This window comes from Streptacidiphilus cavernicola (assembly GCF_042510955.1).
Classification (GTDB): domain Bacteria; phylum Actinomycetota; class Actinomycetes; order Streptomycetales; family Streptomycetaceae; genus Streptacidiphilus; species Streptacidiphilus cavernicola.
The window spans coordinates 195,268-215,446 of the sequence record NZ_JBHFAB010000005.1 but is presented as its reverse complement, the minus strand read 5'-3'; the positions used below and the strand labels follow the sequence as shown (position 1 = coordinate 215,446).

Here is a 20,179-nt window from a genome sequence, read left to right as displayed (position 1 = left end):
CCCGCCGACGACCCCGGCCCCGCCGACAACCGCGGCTCCGGCCCCGCCGACCGCGGCACAAGCGACGTGCTGGTCGTCGGCGGCGGGGTGATCGGCCTCGCCACCGCCTGGCGCACCGCCCAGCGCGGCCTGTCCGTCACCCTCCTCGACCCCGACCCCGGCCACGGCGCCAACCGGGTCGCCGCCGGCATGCTCGCCCCGGTGACCGAGCTGCAGTACGGCGAGGAGGAGCTGCTCCGGCTCGGCATCGCCTCCAACCAGCGCTACGCCGCCTTCGCCGCCGAGCTGGAGGCCGCCAGCGGCCTCCCCACCGGCTACCGGCCTTGCGGCACTCTGGCCGTGGCACTGGACGCCGACGACCGGGCCGAGCTGCGCGAGGTGCACGCGTTCCAGCAGCGGCTCGGCCTGGCCGCGGAGTGGCTGACCGGCCGCGAGTGCCGTCGGCTGGAGCCGATGCTGGCACCGTCGGTCCGCGGCGGCCTGCTGGTCTCCGGCGACCACCAGGTGGACGGGCGGCGGCTGGGCGCGGCGCTGCTGGAGGCCTGCGTCCGCGCGGGCGTCCGGATCCACCGCTCGCGCGCGGCCAGGATCGAGCTGGCCCCGGCGGGCGACCGGGTCACCGGCGCGCTGGCCGAGGACGGCTCCGCGCTCGGCGCCGGGCAGACCGTGCTCGCGGCGGGCAGCTGGTCCGGGGCGATACCGGGGCTGCCGGCCGCGGCGCAGCTGCCGGTCCGGCCGGTCAAGGGGCAGATCCTGCGGCTGCGGATGGCCACCACCGCGGGCGCGCCGCTGCCCGGCGGCCCGTTCCTGTCCCGCAACCTGCGCGCGGTGGTCCGCGGCGTGCACCTGTACCTGGTCCCGCGCGAGGACGGCGAGCTGGTCGTCGGCGCGACCATGGAGGAGCAGGGCTACGACACCGCGGTCACCGCGGGCGGGGTGTACGAGCTGCTGCGGGACGCGCACGAGCTGCTGCCGGGGATCACCGAGCTGCCGCTGCTGGAGACCGGCGCGGGCCTGCGGCCGGGCACCCCCGACAACGCCCCGCTGCTCGGCCCGACCGCGCTGCCGGGACTGGTCGCCGCGACCGGGCACCACCGCAACGGCATCCTGCTCACCCCGGTCACCGCGGACGCCGTCGCCGACTACCTGACTACGGGTCAACTGCCGCCCGAGGCAGCCCCGTTCACCCCTGACCGATTCAGCTCGCACGCGCTCACGGAGGCCTCCCGATGACCACGACCCTGCCCATCCGTGTCAACGGCGACCCCCGTGAGATCGCCCCCGGCACCACCCTCGCCGAGGTCGTCGCCCTGCTGAGCGCCGCGCCCTCCGGCGTGGCCGCCGCCGTGAACGAGGCCGTGGTGCCGCGCGGCGCCTGGCCCGCCACCCCGCTCGCCGCCGACGACCGGGTCGAGATCCTCACCGCCGTCCAGGGAGGCTGATCCGACGCCATGTCCGACGACTCGCTCACCATCGCCGACCGCACCTTCGGCTCCAGGCTGATCATGGGCACCGGCGGCGCGCCCAGCCTGGAGGTGCTGGAGCAGGCCCTGCGGCTGTCCGGCACCGAGCTGACCACCGTCGCCATGCGGCGGATCAACCCCGCCGCGCGCGGCTCGGTCCTCGACGTGCTGCGGCGCAACGACATCCAGGTGCTGCCCAACACGGCCGGCTGCTTCACCGCGGGCGAGGCCGTGCTCACCGCCCGGCTGGCCCGCGAGGCGCTCGGCACGGACTGGGTGAAGCTGGAGGTGGTCGCCGACGAGCGCACCCTGCTCCCCGACCCGATCGAACTCCTGGACGCCGCCGAGACCCTGGTCGACGACGGCTTCACGGTCCTCCCCTACACCAACGACGACCCGGTGCTGGCCCGGAAGCTGGAGGACGTCGGCTGCGCCGCGGTGATGCCGCTGGGCTCGCCGATCGGCTCCGGTCTGGGCATCCGCAACCCGCACAACTTCCAGCTGATCGTCGAGCGGGCCGGGGTCCCGGTGATCCTGGACGCGGGCGCGGGCACCGCCTCGGACGCGGCGCTGGCGATGGAGCTCGGCTGCGCCGCGGTGATGCTGGCCACCGCCGTGACCCGGGCCCAGGAGCCCGCCCTGATGGCCGAGGCGATGCGGCACGCGGTCGAGGCCGGCCGCCTGGCGCACCGGGCCGGCCGGATCCCCCGCCGCTTCCACGCCGAGGCCTCCTCCCCGATGGCCGGCCGCGCCGACTTCGACCCGGAGGCGCCGGCGTTCGACTGATCCACCGGGATCTTTCCCGGCGATAGCGGGAGCGATCGGACGTCCGCGATCTTGCTGTGATCTGGGTGCGCCAGGATGCGCGACTGTCACAGCTCTCTCGATTGGATTCCGATGTCCTCGCAGCTCCCGCGCCCACTTCGCGCGGTCGGCGCCTCCCTGGCCGCCGCCCTTCTCGCCACTGCCCTCGGCGGCTGCCATGTGCCCGGCACGGAGAAGACGCTGCCCGCGAAGCAGCTGAAGCAGGAGCTGCTGACGGCGCCGGCCGGCTCGACGCCGTTCGCCCGGGGGACCTACTCGCCCAACGGAATCCTGACCGTCGACCAGTTCGTGGACGGCGTCTTCGACACCAAGGACCAGGCCGACGAGAAGGACTTCGTCACCCGGCAGGATCTCCGCTACGCCGCGCAGACGAACTGGGTAGCCCCTGACGGTTCGTCGGTCGACGTCTACCTGCTCCAGTTCGGCGCCTCGGACGGGGCGCAGGCCTTCATCAGCAGCGTCTCCGACGCCACCGCGCAGAACAAGGAGCCGCAGGAGCCGCTGTCCTCCCTGGCCGGTGTCCCCGGCGGCGAGGGCTGGAGCGCGGGCGCGGTGGACGACGAGGGCGACATCGACCAGATCGCCTGGTTCAGAGTCGGCAACATCGCCGTGGACCTGCACTACTTCACTCCCGCCAGCGCCCGCCCGGCCGAGCTGGACCAGCTCGCCAAGGCCCAGCGCGCCCGCCTGGTCAACCAGGTGACGACGCCCTCGCCGCTGCCGCTGCCCACGGACTCCGCGCCGCCCGCCCCCGGCGCCAACGCCTCGGCGACCGCGGCCGACAAGAAGCGCGTGCTGGCCGACCTGGTCGCCGCCCCGCACGGGTCGCACCCCTGGCCGTCCTCGAAGACGAACGGCGCCACCGGCGTCCTGACCCTGGACCAGCTGCTGGACAGGCTCGCCGACACCGCCGCGGACCGGACCACGATGTCCGCCGAGGGAAAGGACCAGGGCTTCCAGTACGCCGTCCGCAAGAACTGGGACGGTGCGGACGGGACCCAGGCCGACGTCTACCTGCTGCAGTTCGCCTCGGCCACCGGAGCGCAGAGCTTCATCCTCGCCCACCAGCAGGGCGCCAAGTCCGCCGTGCCCAGCAAGGGCCTCTACACGATCCCGAACAGCGGCGACGCCGTGGCCTACGAGCGCCCCGGCATCGACCACGACGGCTACGTCTGGACCGACGCCTACTTCGTGTTCGGCAACGTCGCCGTGCGGATCGACTTCTGGGTCCCGGCCAAGGCCCACAGGTCGGAGCTGACCGCCCTGGTCCAGCAGCAGTACGCGAAGCTGCTGAAGGACAGCACCCTGTCCCGGGTCGACGCGGACGCCCCGGCCCTCCCCGGCGGCGACTCCTGATCCGGCCGCACCCGGTTCTTACCGGTCCTGCAACAACCGCACTGTCGCTGCACCCGAAGCCGCACCGAAGGCCCGTAAACTCCCTGGGATGGACACGACGCTGCACGACCCCCTCCTCGGGCGGATGCTCGATGCCCGCTACCGGGTCGAGCAGCGGATCGCCGTGGGCGGCATGGCCACGGTCTACCGGGGGCTGGACACCCGGCTCGACCGGGTGGTCGCGCTCAAGGTGATGCACGCCGGCCTCGCCGGCGACCCCGAGTTCACCGCCCGCTTCATCCGCGAGGCCAAGGCGGTGGCCCGGCTCGCCCACGCCAACGTGGTCAACGTCTACGACCAGGGCGCGGACGGCGACGCGGTGTTCCTGGCGATGGAGTACGTGCCCGGCTGGACCCTGCGCGACCTGATGCGGGACCGCGGCGCGCTGCCGCCGCGCACCGTGCTGGACATCCTGGAGCCGATCCTGGCCGGGCTCGGCGCGGCCCACCGGGCCGGCCTGGTGCACCGGGACGTGAAGCCGGAGAACGTGCTGCTGACCGAGGACGGCCGGGTCAAGGTCACCGACTTCGGGCTGGTCCGCGCGGTCAGCGGGGAGAGCTCGGTCACCACCGGGCAGGTCATGGGCACGGTCTCGTACCTGGCCCCGGAGCAGATCGAGCAGGGCGCGACCGACCCGCGGACCGACGTCTACGCCTGCGGCATCCTGCTGTTCGAGATGCTGACCGGGCACAAGCCGCACACCGGCGACAGCCCGATGCAGGTCATCTACCAGCACCTCAGCACCGACGTCCCGGCGCCGTCCACGCTGGTCCCGGGCCTGGCCCCGCAGCTGGACGCCATAACGGTCGCCGCCGCCGCGCGCGACGCCGCCCGCCGCCCGGCCGACGCGGTGGAGCTGCTGGGCGCGCTGCAGCACATCCGGCGCGAGCTGACCCCGGCCCAGCTGGACGCCGAGCCGGGCGCCGTCGCCCCGGCCGCCGCCGCGGCGACGCCCCGGGTCGAGCGCACCAGCATCATGCAGCTGCCGCCGCCGGACATGGTGATGCCGCGTCACGCGCAGCCGCTGGAGGACCAGGCGCAGCGGACCCCCCGGGCCGCCCGCCGGCCGCAGCGGCGGCGCCGGGCGGCCTGGGTGCTGCCGGTGTCGCTGCTGGTCGCCGCCGCGCTGATCGTCGGCGGCGCGAGCTGGGCCTGGAACGGCCTCTACATGCGGATGCCGAGCGTGCTCGGCCTGACCCAGCCGGTCGCGGTCAGGACGCTCCAGGACGACGGACTGACCGTCCGGGTGCGGCAGGACTTCAGCGGCACCGTCGCCAGGGGCCGGGTGATCAGCAGCGACCCGGGCGTCGGGTCCAGGATCCGGAAGGACTCCACGGTCACCCTGGACGTCTCCAAGGGCCCGGACCGCCCCGCCGTGCCGTCGCTGAGCGGCCTGTCGCTGGCCGCCGCCGAGCAGGCGGTCAAGGACGCCGGGCTCGCGGTCGGCACGGTGACCCGGCAGAGCAGCGACAGCGTGCCCAAGGGCGAGGTGGTCGGCAGCAGCCCGGCGGCGGGCGCCAAGCAGCAGCCGAACACCCCGATCGACCTGGTGGTCAGCTCCGGCGCGGCCCCGGTGGACCTCCCCGACGTGGTCGGCGAGCCGCTCGACCAGGCCACCTCGGACCTGCAGGACGCCGGGTTCACTGTGGTGATCGCCCCGCAGCAGGTGTTCTCCGCCGACGCCGACCCCGGCGCGGTGGCGGCGATGAGCCCGGACGGCCAGACCGCGGCCAAGGGCTCGACGGTGACGGTGACCGTCTCCAAGGGCCCGCAGCTGGTCGACGTCCCGGACGTGACCGGACTGCACGAGGCGGAGGCCAGGAAGCTGCTGACCGCCGCCGGGTTCAAGGTCCAGGTGATCAAGCTCAACCCGTTCGGCAGCCCGACCGTGCACATCGAGAGCCCCAACGGCAACCAGCAGGCGGCCAAGGGCAGCACGGTCACCCTTACCCTGCTGTGATGATCACCGTCACCACCTGGCACCTGGAGCAGACCTCGGCCGAGGACCTGCGGCCCGCCCCCGCCCCGGCGGGGCTCGACCTGCGGCTGGTCCTGGCGGACCGGATCGGCCCCGAGTTCGCCCGCTTCCTCTACACCGCCGTGGGCGGCCCCTGGCACTGGACCGACCGGCTGCCCTGGACCTACCGGGAGTGGCACGACTGGCTGGCCCAGGACGGCCTGGAGACCTGGGTGGCCTGGGTGTCCGGCAGCCCGGCCGGCTACATCCAGCTGGAGCCGCGGCCGGAGGGCGAGGTGGAGGTGATCTACTTCGGCCTCCTGCCCGGCTTCATCGGCCGCGGCCTCGGCGGCCACCTGCTCTCCCACGGCACGGCCCGCGCCTGGGATCTGGCGGACCGTCACCCGGCCCGCGAGGCCACCCGCCGGGTCACCGTGCACACCTGCTCGCTGGACGGCCCGGCCGCGCTGCGCGGCTACGAGTCGCGCGGCTTCCGGCGGTTCCGCACCGAGACCGCCGAGCAGCAGGCCGCGCCCACGCCGGGACCCTGGCCGGGGGCCGGCCCCTACACCACGTAAACCGGGCACCCGCTGACAGAGCGGCAGAAGACGCTCCGTAGAATTCGGGCGCATGACCCCACCTGTCACCGCCGACCTCTTCGACACCATGGCCACGGCGCGGGCGATGCGCCGGCTCAGCGCAGAACCGGTGCCGGACGAGCTGCTGGAACGCCTCGTCCAAGCCGCGGTGTACGGGCCGAGCGCGTCCAACGCGCAGGACTACCAGTACGTCCTGGTGACCGACAGACAGGTGATGGCGACGCTGGCCCCGCTCTGGGTGCGCTGCGTGGACGCCTACATGGCCTCGGTCGGCAAGGCCACCCCGGCGGCGATGGACGACGAGGCGTACGACCGGATGCGCGCCGCGATGGAGCACCAGAAGAACCACTTCGCGGACACCCCGGCGCTGGTCGTCCCCTGCTACCGCTCGCCCAAGGTGAACGCCGACCTGGACGGGCTGCGCAGCATGGTCTCCACCCTGGGCACCTCCGGCCTCGGCCGGCTGGCCGCCCGCGGCAGCCGGATCAGCCTGCTGGCGGAGGCCTCCAGCGTCTACCCGGGCGTGCAGAACCTGCTGCTGGCGGCGCGCGGGCTCGGCCTGGGGGCGAACCTGACCATCTGGCACATGATGCTGGAACGCGAGTGGAAGGCCGCCCTGGGCATCCCCTCGGACGTGCACACCTTCGCGGTCATCCCGATCGGCTGGCCGCTGGAGGCCTTCGGCCCGGTCCGCCGCCGCCCGCTGGCGGACGTGCTGCACCGGAACCACTGGTAAGCCGGCGTCCCGGCCAGGCCCGGTCGGGCTAGGCCCGGTCCAGCCGCTGGACCAGGTCCACCCCGGACTCGCCCGGCGTACTGCTCCTGGCCGGGTCCCGCCTCCGCGACACCACGGTGAAGCCGAGCCGCCGCGGGACCGCGCCGGAGGCCCGGTTGGCCTCGTCGTGGTGGACCTCCAGGTGGGTCACCCCCGGCAGCGCGAACGCCGCCGCGACCAGCGCGGCGGCGGACCTGGTGACCAGCCCGCGGCCGGTCCACCCCGGGTGGATCCAGTAGCCGATCTCCATCCCGCCGGGGCCGATCCGGCGCATCAGGCTGCACGCCCCGACCGGCTCCCCGCCGCCGACCGTGATCGCGTAGTTGTACGCCGCGCCGGAGGCCCAGTCGTCCTGCGCCCGGTCCAGGAAGTCCTGCGCGGTCTGCCGGGTGTGCACCGCGGCCCAGGGCATCCAGGGCAGCAGGTGGTCCAGCGACTCCACGACGATCCGGTCGAGCAGCTCGGCCTCCCCCGGCTGCCAGCGGCGCAGCAGCACGGGTTCGTTCGCCAGGGTCTCGGGTGGGTGCTCCATCACCCGATCCTGGCGTCCCGGCGTGGTCGGGACAACCGGATTACCGCCGCTCAGAGCTCGGGGCCGTCGCCCGGCTGCTCCTGGTAGGAGTAGCGCTGCTCGGACCACGGGTCGCCGATGTTGTGGTAGCCGCGCTCCTCCCAGAAGCCGCGGCGGTCGGCGGTCATGTACTCGACGCCGCGGACCCACTTGGGGCCCTTCCAGGCGTAGAGGTGCGGGACCACCAGCCGGACCGGGAAACCGTGCTCGACCGTGAGCGGCTCGCCGTTGCGGTGGGTGGCGAAGACCGAGGACGGGTCGGCGAAGTCCGCCATCCGGAGGTTGGAGCTGAAGCCGTACTCGGCCCACACCATCACATGGGTGGCCTCGGGCGCGGGCGGCGCCAGCTCCAGCAGGGTCGCTGTGGAGACCCCGCCCCAGCGGCTGCCGAGCATGCTGAACCGGGTGACGCAGTGCAGGTCGGCGGTGGTCTCGGTGCGCGGGAGGGTCATGAAGCCCTGGTGGTCCCAGCTGTGCTTGTCGCCGGAGGCGGTGGCGCCGAAGACCTGGAACTCCCAGGTCAGCGGTTTGAACCGAGGGACCGGGCCGTAGTGCAGAACCGGCCATCCGCGTTGCAGCCGCTGCCCCGGCGGAAGGCCGCCGGACTCCGGGCCTCCGGTCGACTCCTGGGCCCTGGCCTGCTCGTTCTCGGACTGACCCATGCCTCCATGGTGACAGATCAAGCCAGAAGCACCGTCCGGGGGGTGTGGCGAGTGTGACCTTACTGGTACTCGACGCCCCGTCAGTGGAACGATGCGCAAACCCGTTCCGAACGCCACAGAAAGGGCGCGACCCCATGCAGGGCGACCCCGAGGTCATCGAGTTCCTCAACGAGCAGCTGACCGCCGAGCTGACCGCGATCAACCAGTACTTCCTGCACAGCCGGATGCAGGAGAACAACGGCTGGCCGAAGCTGGCCAAGTACACCCGGCACGAGTCCATCGACGAGATGAAGCACGCCGAGATCCTGACCGACCGGATCCTGTTCCTGGAGGGGCTGCCGAACTACCAGCGGCTGTTCCACCTCCGGATCGGGCAGACGGTCGGCGAGATGTTCCAGGCCGACCGGCAGGTCGAGGTCGAGGCCATCGACCGGCTGCGCCGCGGCATCGTGGTGATGCGCGCCAAGGGGGACGTCACCTCGGCGAACATCTTCGAGGGCATCCTGGCCGACGAGGAGCACCACATCGACTACCTGGACACCCAGCTGGAGCTGCTGGAGAAGCTGGGCGAGCCGCTGTACATCCAGTCGCTGATCGAGCAGCCGGAGAGCTAGCGGCCGGGAGAGGCAGCGGCCACAGCGCTAGGCGGCTTCCGCCTCGTCGGTCGGCTCCGGCTCGGGCAGGCCGAGCCTGGCGGCCAGCCGTGCGGTGGGGCAGGGGCGGGCGCCCTCGTGCCCGAGCAGGGCCTGGATCCGGCGGACGCAGGAGCCGCAGTCGGTCCCGGCCTTGCAGCCGTTGGCGACCTGGCGGGGGGTGCTGGCGCCGCCGGCGATCTCCTCGCGTACGCGCTGCTCGGTGACCGCGTGGCACAGGCACACGTACACGGCGGTCCCTCCCGATCAGTGGTCGTCAGCTAAGGCTAACCTTACCCATTCGTCGGGGGCAGCAAAAGAACCCCCCGGTTCCGTTTTCACGGATCCGAGGGGTTCTTCGTCACACCGCGCTTCGTCACACCGCGCCGCTCCGGAGGGCTACTGCCCCCGGTACATCTCGGCGACCAGGAAGGCCAGGTCCAGCGACTGGCTGCGGTTGAGCCGCGGGTCGCAGGCGGTCTCGTAGCGCTGGTGCAGGTCGTCCTCGAACACCTCGTCGCCGCCGCCGACGCACTCGGTGACGTCGTCGCCGGTCAGCTCGACGTGGATGCCGCCCGGGTGGGTGCCCAGCCCGCGGTGCACCTCGAAGAAGCCCTTGACCTCGTCCAGCACGTCGTCGAAGCGACGCGTCTTGTGGCCGGTCTCGGCCTCGTAGGTGTTGCCGTGCATCGGGTCGCAGATCCACACCGGCATCGCGCCGCTCGCGGTGACCTTCTCCACCAGCTCCGGCAGCCGGTCGCGGACCTTGCCCGCGCCCATCCTGGTGATGAAGGTGAGCCGGCCGGGCTCGCGCTCCGGGTCCAGCCGGTCGATCAGCGTCAGCGCCTCGTCCACGCTGGTGGTCGGGCCGAGCTTGACCCCGATCGGGTTGCTGATCCGGGACGCGAACTCGATGTGCGCGTGGTCCAGCTGCCGGGTCCGCTCGCCGATCCAGACCATGTGCCCGGAGACGTCGTAGAGCCGGCCGGTCCGGGAGTCGGTGCGGGTCAGCGCCGTCTCGTAGTCCAGCACCAGCGCCTCGTGCGAGGCGTAGAACTCGACCGTGCGGAACTCCTCCGGGTCCACCCCGCAGGCGTTCATGAAGGACAGCGCGCTGTCGATCTCCTTGGCCAGGCGCTCGTAGCGCTGCCCGGAGGGCGAGTTGCGGACGAAGTCCTGGTTCCAGGCGTGCACCTGGCGCAGGTCGGCGTAGCCGCCGGTGGTGAAGGCGCGGACCAGGTTCAGGGTCGAGGCGGAGGCGTTGTACATCCGCTTCAGCCGCTCCGGGTCCGGGCGGCGGGCCTCCTCGGTGAAGGCGAAGCCGTTCACCGAGTCGCCCCGGTAGACGGGCAGGGTGACCCCGTCCCGGGTCTCGGTGGACTTGGACCGCGGCTTGGAGTACTGCCCGGCGATCCGGCCGATCTTCACCACCGGGACCGACGCGGCGTAGGTCAGCACCACGGCCATCTGCAGCAGCGTCTTCAGCTTGTTGCGGATCTGGTCCGCGGACACGCCGTCGAACGCCTCGGCGCAGTCGCCGCCCTGGAGCAGGAACGCCTCACCCCGGGCCACCGCGGCGAGACGGGTGCGCAGCTGGTCGCACTCGCCGGCGAAGACGAGCGGCGGATACGACGCGAGGTCGGCAAGGGACTTGCGCAGAGCCTCGGGGTCCGGCCACTCGGGCTGCTGCGCCGCGGGAAGGGACTGCCAGGGGAACTCCTGGCCGGTCTTGTCGGGTTCAACGTTCACGGTCACGCAGCAAGGCTACGGGGTAACGCGGACGAATTGGCGCGCCCGCCCGCCGACTGAGACGCCCGGTGAGACACCTGCTGAGACACATCCTCGCGCGGGGAGCTGCCGCGCGGCGGCCGGATCCGCTATCGTCGGGCCCGTGAACAACGCGCGCACCTACTCCTGGTGGTGGACCGTCCCCGAGGCGGCCCACTGACTCGCGCGTTCACGCAGACTCAACGGCCGCCCCTCGGGGCGGCCGTTCTGCATGTCCGGCAGAGCCCGTCCCGAGCCCCGCTCCTGTCCGAGCACCGCTCCCGGAAGGCACTCCGCTGTGACCAAGACCACCACCGAGCTCGTCGCCCGCCTCGCGACCGGGGACGAGCCCTTCGCCCTGCTGCACCGCCGCGCCCCGCGGCTGCCCCTGGACACCGTCGAGGTGCTGTTCGGCGAGGTCGGCACGCACCGCACGCTGGCCGAGCTGCCGCTGCCCGAGGGTGCGCCGGGCCGCCCGGTGCACGACCTGCTCGCCCTGGTCCCCTACCGGCAGCTGCGCGAGCGCGGGTTCGAGGCCCATGACGACGGCACCCCGCTGCAGGCGCTGCGGGTGCGCGAGTCCCACGCGCTGCCGCTGCGCGAGCTGGCCGAGGCGCTGCCGCGGCTGCCGGTGCGGCTGGACGGCGGCGGGTTCGACCTCGACGACGACCGCTACGCGGAGACCGTGCGCGCCGTGCTCCGGGACGAGATCGGCCGGGGCGAGGGTGCCAACTTCGTCATCCGCCGCGACTTCACCGGAACCCTGCGCGACTTCTCCCCGGCGCTGGCGCTGACCCTGTTCCGGCGGCTGGTCGAGCAGGAGCGCGGCGCGTACTGGACCTTCCTGGTCAGCACCGGTGAGCGGGTCCTGGTCGGGGCCAGCCCCGAGGTGCACGTCCGGCAGACCGCCGGGACGGTGGTGATGAACCCGATCTCCGGGACCTACCGCTATCCGGCCGCCGGGCCCTCGCTGGACTCGCTGCTGGCGTTCCTGCGCGACCCCAAGGAGCTGGAGGAGCTCACCATGGTCGTGGACGAGGAGCTGAAGATGATGTGCGCGGTCGGCGACCTCGGCGGCCAGGTGCTCGGCCCCCGGCTCAAGGAGATGGCGCACCTCGCCCACACCGAGTACGAGCTGCGCGGACGCACCTCGCTGGACGTCCGCGAGGTGCTGCGGGAGACCATGTTCGCCGCCACCGTCACCGGCAGCCCGCTGCAGAACGCGACCCGGGTGATCTCCCGCTACGAGGCCACCGGGCGCGGCTACTACGCCGGGGCGCTGGCCCTGGTCGGCCGGACCGCGGGCGGGGCGCAGACGCTGGACTCGCCGATCCTGATCCGCACCGCCGACATCGACCCGGCCAGCGGGCGGCTCGCGGTGCGGGTCGGCGCGACCCTGGTCCGGCACTCCGACCCGTACGCCGAGGTCGCCGAGACCCACGCCAAGGCGGCCGGGGTGCTGGCCGCGATCGGCGCGCTCCCGGCCGACCCGGAGCGGACCGCGGCGGCGGGCGGGCCGGCCGCCCGGCCGCGGCTGGCCGAGAACCACCGGGTGCAGGCGGCGCTGGACGCCCGGCGCGCGGACCTCGCGCCGTTCTGGCTGCGGATGCAGGCCCCGGCCCCGGTGCCGGAGCAGCAGCGGCACGTGCTGGTGGTGGACTGCGAGGACACCTTCACCTCGATGCTGGCGCACCTGCTGCGCTCGCTGGGCCACCGGGTCACCGTCCGCCGCCACGACCTGCCCGGCCTGGCCGAGGCGGTCGCCGGGCACGACGGCCCGCTGGTGCTCGGCCCCGGGCCGGGCGACCCGGCCGACCTCACCGACCCGAGGATGCGGCGGATGCAGGGCGTGGTCGGCGAGTTGACGGCCACCGGACACCCCGGCGGGCTGCTCGCGGTCTGCCTGAGCCACCAGCTGCTCTGCGCCGCGCTGGGCCTCCCGCTGCGGCGCAAGGCCGTCCCCCACCAGGGCGCGCAGGAGCGGATCGACCTGTTCGGCGGCCGGCGGACGGTCGGCTTCTACAACACCTTCACCGCGGTCTGCGCCGACGCCGACGCGGACCGGCTGGCGGCCCGCGGCATCGAGGTCAGCCGCGACCCGGCCACCGGGGACGTCCACGCGGTCCGCGGTCCCGGCTTCGCCGGGGTCCAGTTCCACCCGGAGTCGGTGCTGACCCTGGACGGCGTGACCATCGTCGCCGAGCTGCTCGGCGACCTGGGGGGTCACTTCGCGGCGTCGAGCGCGCTCTGCAGCGAGCCGATGTAGCCCTGGCTGGTGTAGGTGGCGCCGGAGACCGCGTCGATCTGCGCGCTCTGCGCGGCCAGGGCCTCCCGGGTCAGGACCGGCAGCGCCTGGGCGTTGATCTCCGCGTCCCGCGGGGTGCCGTCCGGCTGCTGCAGCACGGCGATCGCGGTGATCTTCGAGCCGTCCAGGGTGACCTTCAGCTGGACCGGGCCCCACTGGGTCTGCACGGTGCCGCCGGTGACGCTGCGCACCCCGGTGGCGGAGCCGCCGCCCACCGCGGCCTGGCCGGAGGACGCCCCCGGCGTGGCCACCGCGACGGTGTGGTGCGGCTTGGCCGCGAGCAGCAGCAGGACGCTCACGGCGGTGCCCGCGGCGGTGACGGCGATTCGGCGCATGTCTGCGGGACCCCTACAGCTCGAAGGATTCGTGGTGGATCCGGCGGGCCGGGACCCCGGCCGTGTCCAGTTCCTCCCGCGCGGCCCGGACCATGCCGTCCGGGCCGCACAGGTAGACGTCGTGCTCGCGCAGGTCGGGGAGCAGCCGCAGCAGCGCCCTGGCCTGGAGCGGGTCGCCGGTCCCGGTCCGGGAGCCGAGCAGGAAGTGCAGCCGCGCGCCGCGCGCCTCGGCCACCGCCTCCAGCTCCGGGCCGAACAGCAGTTCCTCGGCCCGGGAGGCCCGGTAGACCAGGGTCAGCCCGCCCGGCTGGGCCGGGACGGTCTCGAACAGGGCCCGCAGCGGGGTGATCCCGACGCCGGCGGCCAGCAGCAGCACCTTGGGCGACCTGCGCCGGTCCGCGGTGAAGGCCCCGTACGGGCCCTCGGCCAGGACCCGGGTGCCGGGGCGCAGCCGGGCCAGCGCCCCGCTGTGGCCGCCCTGCTCCTTGACCGTGATCCGCAGGTAGCCGCCGCCGGGCGGGGCGGACAGCGAGTACGGGTTGGCGGACCAGGCCAGGCCGCGGCTGAGGAAGCGCCAGCGGAAGAACTGCCCGGGACGGGTGCGGGCGGCCAGCTCGTCCAGGTAGTCGCCGGTGACGAAGACCGACACCACCCCGGGGGCCTCCGGGCGGACCTCGGCGACCCGCAGCCGGTGCCGGTAGGCGTCCCGGGCCGGGACGGCGAAGCGGAACCAGAGGATCACCGCGGCGGCGCCCAGGTAGAGCCCGTACCAGAAGCCCCGGGCGGTGGCGTCGTGGACGAACTCGGCGCCGTTGCTCAGCTGGTGGAAGAAGGTGAGGAAGATCGCCAGATAAGTGAGCAGGTGCAGGTGGTACCAGGTCTCGTAGCGCAGCCGGCGCCGGGCGGCGCGGGCCGAGACCGCGCCGACGGCGAACAGCAGCAGCGTGCCGACGGTGCCCTTGAGCAGGTCCGGGTAGTGGAACACCAGCTGGTCGGTCTGCTGGACCAGGCCGGTCCGGTCGGTGAGCGAGTAGCCCCAGACGATCAGCAGCACATGGGTCAGCACCAGGCCGACCAGGTAGCGGCCCCCGGTCGCGTGCCAGCGGGCCAGCCGGTCGCTGCCGAGGGTCCGGTCGAGCACCGGTATCCGGGCCATCAGCAGCACAAGCACCGGTGCGGTGTACCCGGCCAGCAGGCCGAACAGCCGACCGCCGTCGGTCACCCACTGCGCCCCGCCGACGACCGAGGCGGTGTCGGTCCACCACAGCCGCAGCACCGCCGCGGCGCCGGCCGCGATCAGGGCCAGCAGCGCACGGGCGACGGTGTCGCCGTGCGGCCCCCGCGGCGGCGGGGGCGCGGGTACGGGCACGCGGGTGCGCGCTGCTTCGACGGAGCCGGCCATGCTGTCCTCCCAGGTGGTGCTGGGAACGACTGTGCCAGCGACATCTGTGTAAATCGTAAGAGGCGACCCGCTGATCACATGTGCGACCCTCGCCCCTACGCTGTTCCCCAACGAATTTCCGGCCACCGGGGGACCCGAGAATGCAGCCGCTCCAATCCGACGACCCGTCAAAGATCGGCCCTTACGCGCTGATAGCCCGGCTCGGCACCGGCGGCATGGGCGTGGTCTACCTGGCCCGGTCGGTCGGCGGCCGGACCGTCGCGGTGAAGGTGGTCCGGCCGGAGCTGGCCGCCAGCGGCGACTTCCGGGCCCGGTTCCGGCGCGAGGTCGAGGCCGCGCAGTCCGTCTCCGGCGCGTACACCGCCCCGGTCGTGGACTTCGACCACGACGCGGCCACCCCCTGGCTGGCCACCGCCTATGTGCTCGGCCCCTCGCTGGCCGAGGCCGTCGCCGCGCACGGTCCGCTGCCGGAGGCCTCGGTGCGCACCCTGGGCGCCGTGCTGGCCGAGGCGCTGCGGGCGATCCACGGGGCGGGCCTGGTGCACCGGGACCTCAAGCCGTCGAACGTGCTGCTGGCGGCGGACGGGCCGCGGGTGATCGACTTCGGCATCGCCCGCGCCCTGGACGGCACCGGAGGCGAGCTGACCAGCACCGGCGTCGTCGTCGGCTCCCCCGGCTACATGGCCCCCGAGCAGGCCTCCGGCCTGCCGATCGGCCCGGCGGGCGACGTCTTCTCGCTCGGCTCGGTGCTCTCCTACGCCGCGACCGGGCACGGCCCGTTCGAGGCCTCCTCGGTGGCCGGGCTGCTCTACAAGGTGGTGCACGAGCCCCCGGAGCTGGCGGCGCTGCCGACCGGGCTGCGCGAGCCGGTCGGCGCCTGCCTGGCCAAGGCGCCCGGGGACCGGATCACCCCGGACACCCTGCTGGCCCTGCTCGCCCCCGAGGGCACCCCGGCGCTGCTGCGCACCGCCTGGCTCCCGGCCGCGGTCGCCTCCGGCATCGCCTCGCACGCCGCGCTGGTGATGGACCTGGAGGCCCCGGTCCGCGAACCGTCCGCGGCGGACGGCGGCACCCTGGTCCTGGGCGCGGGCCCGAGCGGGACCCCGGCCGGGGCCTGGACCCCGGGCGGCGCCTCCCCCGCGACCGTGCGGCTGGGCGGCGGGGCCGGCTCCGGCACCGTCCCGATGCCAGGACCGGGGGACGGCACCGGCCGCGGCCCCCGTCGGCGCGCGGTCATCGGCGCGGCCGGGGCGGGCGCGCTGGTGCTGATCGGCGGCGGCACCGCGCTGGCCCTGGCGCACAACAAGAAGCAGGACCCGAAGCCGGACCCCGCTCCCACCGCGTCCGGCGGCAGCAGTACCGCCCCCGCGCCGAGCAGTTACCCGACCCGGGCCCCCGGCGTCCCCCCGCAGCCGCTCTGGACCTACCAGGGCTCCAGTCCGGGCGACAGCCCGGTCCTCCCCTACCAGGGAAAGCTGCTGGTCAACGGGGACAGGATGGTCGCGGTCGACGCCCGCGGCGGCAAGCAGCTGTGGCAGGGGCCGATGACCGGCGCGGCCTTCGCCTACCCGCCGTTCGCGGTCGGCGCGGGCCAGGTGATCACCCTGCCGAGCGACGCGCTGGGCGAGGTCGTCGCGGTGAACCCGGACACCGGGGCAGTGGTCTGGAAGACCGGCCTGCCGCAGCGGGACGCCTTCAACGTCTTCGTGGCCGCCGACGACACCCACGCCTACTACCTCGGCGAGGAGTACCCGCTGGACGCCAAGGGGCAGCCGGTCATCGACTCGACCCTGCCGGACACCAGCCGGATCTTCGCGCTGGACCTGCACACCCACGCCATCGCCTGGAAGCAGCCGCGCAAGGCCTCGGCCAGCAACTTCGTGGCCGGCTCGGTCTCCGGGAAGTACCTGATCTACACCAACGACACCAACAACGTCGTGGTCAGGGACACCGTCAAGGGCGCCCAGCTCTGGTCCGGGGACTTCGGCACCAAGGACTTCCAGACCCAGGTCGAGCCGCTGGTCGCGAACGGGGTGCTCTACGTCGGCGGCCCCAAGCTGCTCGGCTTCCGGATCTCCGACGGCAAGCAGGTGCTCGGCATCGCCAACCCCGGCGGCAGCTTCGACACCCCGGCCATGGCGGACGGCCTCCTCTTCACCGTCGACCACCCGGACGGCAGCGTCGTCGCGCTGAGCGCGGCCACCGGCGCGCGCCAGTGGGTCTGCCCGATGCGGGACCGCACCGCCAGCTCCGCCCTGGTGGTGATCGGGAAGACCCTGTTCGCGGTCTCCGGGGTGGCGAGCGACGGCGTCTACGCCATCGACACCGGCACCGGCAAGATCCTCTGGAACTACCAGGACGGCCAGGACGACGACTGGTGGCTGTCCACCGACGGCCAGGTCCTCTACGCCGTCCACGGCGACCGGGTCTACGCGCTCCCTCCGCGCTGACCCGGCCGCCGCGGCCGGCCGCGCTCAGCCGAAGAAGACGTCGAACTCGCCGTAGAGGGCCGGTTCGACGGTCTTGATCCGGACCGTGGCCTCGGCCAGCGGCACCCGGACCACGTCGGTGCCGCGCAGCGCCACCATCGTCCCGTAGTCGCCGTCGTGGACCGCCTCGACCGCGTGCAGGCCGAAGCGGGTGGCCAGCCAGCGGTCGAAGGCGCTGGGGGTGCCGCCGCGCTGGATGTGCCCGAGCACGGTGGTCCGCGCCTCCTTGCCGGTGCGGGCCTCGATCTCGTGGGCCAGCCACTCGCCGATCCCGGCCAGCCGGACGTGGCCGAAGGCGTCGCGGGAGTCGTCCTTGACCATCATCTGGCCCTCCAGCGGCATCGCGCCCTCGGCGACCACCACGATCGGGGCGTAGTTGATCCGGAACCGCTGCTCCACCCAGGCGCAGACCCGGTCCATGTCGAAGCGCTGCTCCGGGATGAGGATCACATTGGCGCCGCCGGCGATGCCGGAGTGCAGCGCGATCCAGCCGGCGTGACGGCCCATCACCTCGATCACCAGCACCCGCTTGTGCGACTCCGCGGTGGTGTGCAGCCGGTCGATGGCCTCGGTGGCGATGTTGACGGCGGTGTCGAAGCCGAAGGTGTAGTCGGTGGCGTTGAGGTCGTTGTCGATGGTCTTCGGGACGCCGACCACGTTGACCCCGTGCTCGTGCAGCACCGCGGCGACGCCGAGGGTGTCCTCGCCGCCGATCGCGACCAGCGCGTCCACCTCGAACTTGTCGAGGTTCTCGCGGACCCGGCGGACGCCGTCGACCACCTTGAGCGGATTGGTCCGCGAGGAGCCGAGGATGGTGCCGCCGAGCGGCAGGATGCCGCGGACCTCGGGGATGCCGAGCGGGGTGGTCGCCGCTTCCAGCGGGCCGCGCCAGCCGTCCCTGAAACCGAGGAACTCGTAGTCGTAGAGCTGTGTTCCCTTGCGGACGATCCCCCTGATGACCGCGTTGAGTCCGGGGCAGTCGCCCCCGCCGGTGAGCACTCCTATCCGCATGTACGTCCCCTCCCGTGAGTGTGACGAGGCGTCACTTCACGGTAGCGGCGGGGCGGATGATTGCACCCGGGCGTGCGCCGCCGGAACCGGGCGGGCGGCTACGCGCCGCCGTCCAGGCCGCGTTCGATGGCGTAGCGGACCAGCTCCACCCGGTTGTGCAGCTGCAGCTTGCCCAGGGTGTTCTGGACGTGGTTCTGCACGGTGCGGTGCGACAGCACCAGGCGTTCGGCGATCTGCCGGTAGGAGAGCCCCTTGGCGACCAGCCGCAGCACCTCGGTCTCCCGGTCGGTCAGCTGCGGGGCGGCCGGGGCGCGGGAGTCCGCCGACGCGGGCTCGGCCGCGAGCCGGCGGTACTCGCCCAGCACCAGGCCGGCCAGGCCGGGGGTGAACACCGGGTCGCCGACCGCGGTGCGGCGGACCGCGTCCAGCAGTTCCTCCCGGCTGGCGGACTTCACCAGGTAGCCGGTGGCGCCGGACTTCACCGCCTCCAGCACGTCGGCGTGCTCGCCGCTGGCGGACAGCACCAGCACCCGGGGGGCCGGGTCCTGCGCCATCAGCCGGCGGCAGACCTCCACCCCGGGCAGGTCCGGCAGGTTGAGGTCGAGCACCACGACCTCCGCGGCGGCGGCCGGGGCCCGGCGGACCGCCTCCTGGCCGTCCCCCGCGGTGGCGACCACCCGCATCCCGGCGTCGCCGAGGTCGCGGGCGACCGCCTCCCGCCACATCGGGTGGTCGTCCACCACCATCACCCGGATGCTGTTCTGATCCTCCGTCACTTGACCTTCTCCTTCGCTGAGTTGTCGCGCTGACGGGGAACCCGCAGCTCGACCTCGGTGCCCTGGCCCGGCGCCGAGGTGATCTCCGCGCTGCCGCCGAGGTCCCGCAGCCGGCCGCGGATCGACTGGGACACCCCGAGCCGCCCCTCCCGCACCGCCTCGCCGAGCCGTTCGGCCGGGAAGCCGGGCCCGTCGTCGCGGACGCTGACCACCACGCCGTCCGGCTCGTCCTCGACCAGGATCCAGGCCTGCGCGGCGGGCCCGGCGTGCCGGCGGACGTTGTCCAGCGCGGCGCCGACCGCCGCGCCCAGCTCGCTCGCGGCCCGGCCCGGCAGCAGCACCGGCGTGCCCGGCGCGGCCACCGTGATCCGGGAGCCCGCCAGCGGGGTGAGCAGCGCCCGCAGGTCCTGCGGCTGCCCCGGGTCGACCTCGCGCAGCTGCCGCCGGGGCGCCTCGTAGGAGGGGTTGGGGGTCAGCCCCTCGGCGATCAGCGCCCGCAGCGCGATCTCCTGCTCCCCCGCCATCCGGCCGATCTCCTCGGCCCCGCCGCCCAGTTCGGCGCCGCGCCGCTGCACCATCGCCAGCACCTGGAGCACCCCGTCGTGGATGTCCCGGGCCAGCCGCTCCCGCTCCCTGGTCGCGGCCTGGATCTCCAGCGCCCTGGCCAGCGTCTGCTCACTGGCGCGGGCCAGCTCGACCACGTAGCCGATGGCGACCCCGGCCAGCATCAGCAGCACGATGTTGTGCACGTTGCTGGAGGTGATCCGGCCGCGCTCGCCGATGTTGGCCAGGCCGACCACCAGCCCGGCCAGGGCCGCCGGGCGCCAGCCGCCCAGCACCGAGAAGCCCAGCACCGCGGCGGCGGCGCGGACCGTCGGCAGGGTGACCTCGCCCGCGTCCACGTAGGACATGTGGTCGAAGCCGCGGGTGAGCAGGATTCCGGCGACGACCAGGGCCAGGTCGGCGGAGAGCCACCACCAGTTGCAGCGGGCCTTGGCGGAGAACTGCCGCACGGTGGCGAAGGTCCACAGCGCCAGCACCGCCATGTAGGCCCAGGCGGCGGCCGGGTGGGAGTAGTGCGGGGCGTCCCCGGCGTAGCGGCCCACCGCGTACAGCAGGGTGAGCAGCCGGAAGGCCGAGACGGCCCGCCACAGCGGCTGCTCCACCGAGAACGTCCCGGCCGCGCGTTGCTCGTTCCCCACTCGTCCCCCCGGT

19 protein-coding genes are annotated in these 20,179 nt (G+C 73.7%); 10 read left to right on the top strand and 9 right to left on the bottom strand.

Annotation, left to right across the window (positions count from 1 at the left end; all coding sequences use genetic code 11):
- Positions 1 to 66 precede the first annotated feature (66 nt).
- The 7 genes from thiO to ACEZDE_RS09125 all read left to right on the top strand — a co-directional run bounded on the left by thiO (position 67) and on the right by ACEZDE_RS09125 (position 6,975).
- Positions 67 to 1,233, top strand: coding sequence for a glycine oxidase ThiO (gene thiO, locus ACEZDE_RS09155; RefSeq protein WP_380534568.1), 1,167 nt, complete (start codon positions 67 to 69; stop codon positions 1,231 to 1,233).
- Entirely contained in the window at positions 1,230 to 1,442 is a 213-nt protein-coding gene (thiS, locus tag ACEZDE_RS09150) for a sulfur carrier protein ThiS (RefSeq protein ID WP_380534356.1), read from the top strand. Before thiO ends, thiS begins: the two co-directional genes overlap by 4 nt.
- 9 nt (positions 1,443 to 1,451) lie before the next feature.
- Positions 1,452 to 2,249 carry a thiazole synthase gene (locus tag ACEZDE_RS09145; protein ID WP_380534354.1) on the top strand — a complete coding sequence of 266 codons (798 nt, stop codon included), beginning with the start codon at positions 1,452 to 1,454 and terminating at the stop codon, positions 2,247 to 2,249.
- Between the two features lie 111 nt (positions 2,250 to 2,360).
- The gene (locus ACEZDE_RS09140; RefSeq protein WP_380534352.1) at positions 2,361 to 3,644 is read left to right on the top strand and encodes a hypothetical protein; all 1,284 of its coding nucleotides are present in this window, start codon (positions 2,361 to 2,363) and stop codon (positions 3,642 to 3,644) included.
- Positions 3,645 to 3,732: 88 nt separating this feature from the next.
- The gene (gene pknB, locus ACEZDE_RS09135) at positions 3,733 to 5,643 is read left to right on the top strand and encodes a Stk1 family PASTA domain-containing Ser/Thr kinase (protein ID WP_380534351.1); all 1,911 of its coding nucleotides are present in this window, start codon (positions 3,733 to 3,735) and stop codon (positions 5,641 to 5,643) included.
- Positions 5,643 to 6,218, top strand: a complete 576-nt coding sequence (locus tag ACEZDE_RS09130; protein WP_380534349.1) for a GNAT family N-acetyltransferase — start codon at positions 5,643 to 5,645, stop codon at positions 6,216 to 6,218. The genes pknB and ACEZDE_RS09130 overlap by 1 nt, the downstream gene beginning before the upstream one ends.
- A gap of 52 nt (positions 6,219 to 6,270) precedes the next feature.
- Positions 6,271 to 6,975 (top strand): nitroreductase family protein, encoded by a 705-nt coding sequence (locus ACEZDE_RS09125; protein WP_380534347.1) that lies wholly within the window; start codon positions 6,271 to 6,273, stop codon positions 6,973 to 6,975.
- Between the two features lie 28 nt (positions 6,976 to 7,003).
- On the opposite strand, the gene ACEZDE_RS09120 is transcribed toward ACEZDE_RS09125, so the two are convergent.
- Entirely contained in the window at positions 7,004 to 7,546 is a 543-nt protein-coding gene (locus ACEZDE_RS09120) for a GNAT family N-acetyltransferase (protein WP_380534345.1), read from the bottom strand.
- A gap of 50 nt (positions 7,547 to 7,596) precedes the next feature.
- Complete coding sequence (locus ACEZDE_RS09115; protein WP_380534344.1) at positions 7,597 to 8,247, bottom strand: sulfite oxidase-like oxidoreductase; 651 nt, start codon at positions 8,245 to 8,247, stop codon at positions 7,597 to 7,599.
- 134 nt (positions 8,248 to 8,381) lie between these two features.
- On the opposite strand from ACEZDE_RS09115, the gene bfr reads away from it, so the two are divergent.
- Entirely contained in the window at positions 8,382 to 8,861 is a 480-nt protein-coding gene (bfr, locus tag ACEZDE_RS09110; RefSeq protein WP_380534342.1) for a bacterioferritin, read from the top strand.
- Positions 8,862 to 8,888: 27 nt separating this feature from the next.
- Here bfr and ACEZDE_RS09105 read toward each other — a convergent pair whose 3' ends face one another.
- The gene (locus ACEZDE_RS09105) at positions 8,889 to 9,131 is read right to left on the bottom strand and encodes a (2Fe-2S)-binding protein (RefSeq protein WP_380534340.1); all 243 of its coding nucleotides are present in this window, start codon (positions 9,129 to 9,131) and stop codon (positions 8,889 to 8,891) included.
- A gap of 147 nt (positions 9,132 to 9,278) precedes the next feature.
- Positions 9,279 to 10,634, bottom strand: coding sequence for a class II 3-deoxy-7-phosphoheptulonate synthase (locus ACEZDE_RS09100; RefSeq protein WP_380534338.1), 1,356 nt, complete (start codon positions 10,632 to 10,634; stop codon positions 9,279 to 9,281).
- Between the two features lie 310 nt (positions 10,635 to 10,944).
- On the opposite strand from ACEZDE_RS09100, the gene ACEZDE_RS09095 reads away from it, so the two are divergent.
- Positions 10,945 to 12,912 (top strand): anthranilate synthase family protein, encoded by a 1,968-nt coding sequence (locus ACEZDE_RS09095; protein WP_380534336.1) that lies wholly within the window; start codon positions 10,945 to 10,947, stop codon positions 12,910 to 12,912.
- Here ACEZDE_RS09095 and ACEZDE_RS09090 read toward each other — a convergent pair.
- On the bottom strand, positions 12,870 to 13,286 hold the full coding sequence (locus tag ACEZDE_RS09090) for an FMN-binding protein (protein ID WP_380534335.1): 417 nt from the start codon (positions 13,284 to 13,286) through the stop codon (positions 12,870 to 12,872). The genes ACEZDE_RS09095 and ACEZDE_RS09090 overlap by 43 nt on opposite strands.
- 13 nt (positions 13,287 to 13,299) lie before the next feature.
- On the bottom strand, positions 13,300 to 14,688 hold the full coding sequence (locus tag ACEZDE_RS09085; protein WP_380534333.1) for a ferredoxin reductase family protein: 1,389 nt from the start codon (positions 14,686 to 14,688) through the stop codon (positions 13,300 to 13,302).
- A 140-nt stretch (positions 14,689 to 14,828) separates the two neighbouring features.
- Here ACEZDE_RS09085 and ACEZDE_RS09080 point away from each other — a divergent pair, with 140 nt between their 5' ends.
- Complete coding sequence (locus ACEZDE_RS09080; protein ID WP_380534331.1) at positions 14,829 to 17,138, top strand: protein kinase domain-containing protein; 2,310 nt, start codon at positions 14,829 to 14,831, stop codon at positions 17,136 to 17,138.
- Positions 17,139 to 17,162: 24 nt separating this feature from the next.
- On the opposite strand, the gene ACEZDE_RS09075 is transcribed toward ACEZDE_RS09080, so the two are convergent.
- From ACEZDE_RS09075 to macS, 3 genes are all read right to left on the bottom strand, one after another.
- On the bottom strand, positions 17,163 to 18,188 hold the full coding sequence (locus tag ACEZDE_RS09075; RefSeq protein WP_380534329.1) for a 6-phosphofructokinase: 1,026 nt from the start codon (positions 18,186 to 18,188) through the stop codon (positions 17,163 to 17,165).
- 98 nt (positions 18,189 to 18,286) lie between these two features.
- On the bottom strand, positions 18,287 to 18,934 hold the full coding sequence (locus ACEZDE_RS09070; RefSeq protein WP_380534566.1) for a response regulator: 648 nt from the start codon (positions 18,932 to 18,934) through the stop codon (positions 18,287 to 18,289).
- Between the two features lie 26 nt (positions 18,935 to 18,960).
- Positions 18,961 to 20,166 carry a MacS family sensor histidine kinase gene (gene macS / locus ACEZDE_RS09065; RefSeq protein ID WP_380534326.1) on the bottom strand — a complete coding sequence of 402 codons (1,206 nt, stop codon included), beginning with the start codon at positions 20,164 to 20,166 and terminating at the stop codon, positions 18,961 to 18,963.
- Between the last annotated feature and the right edge of the window lie 13 nt (positions 20,167 to 20,179).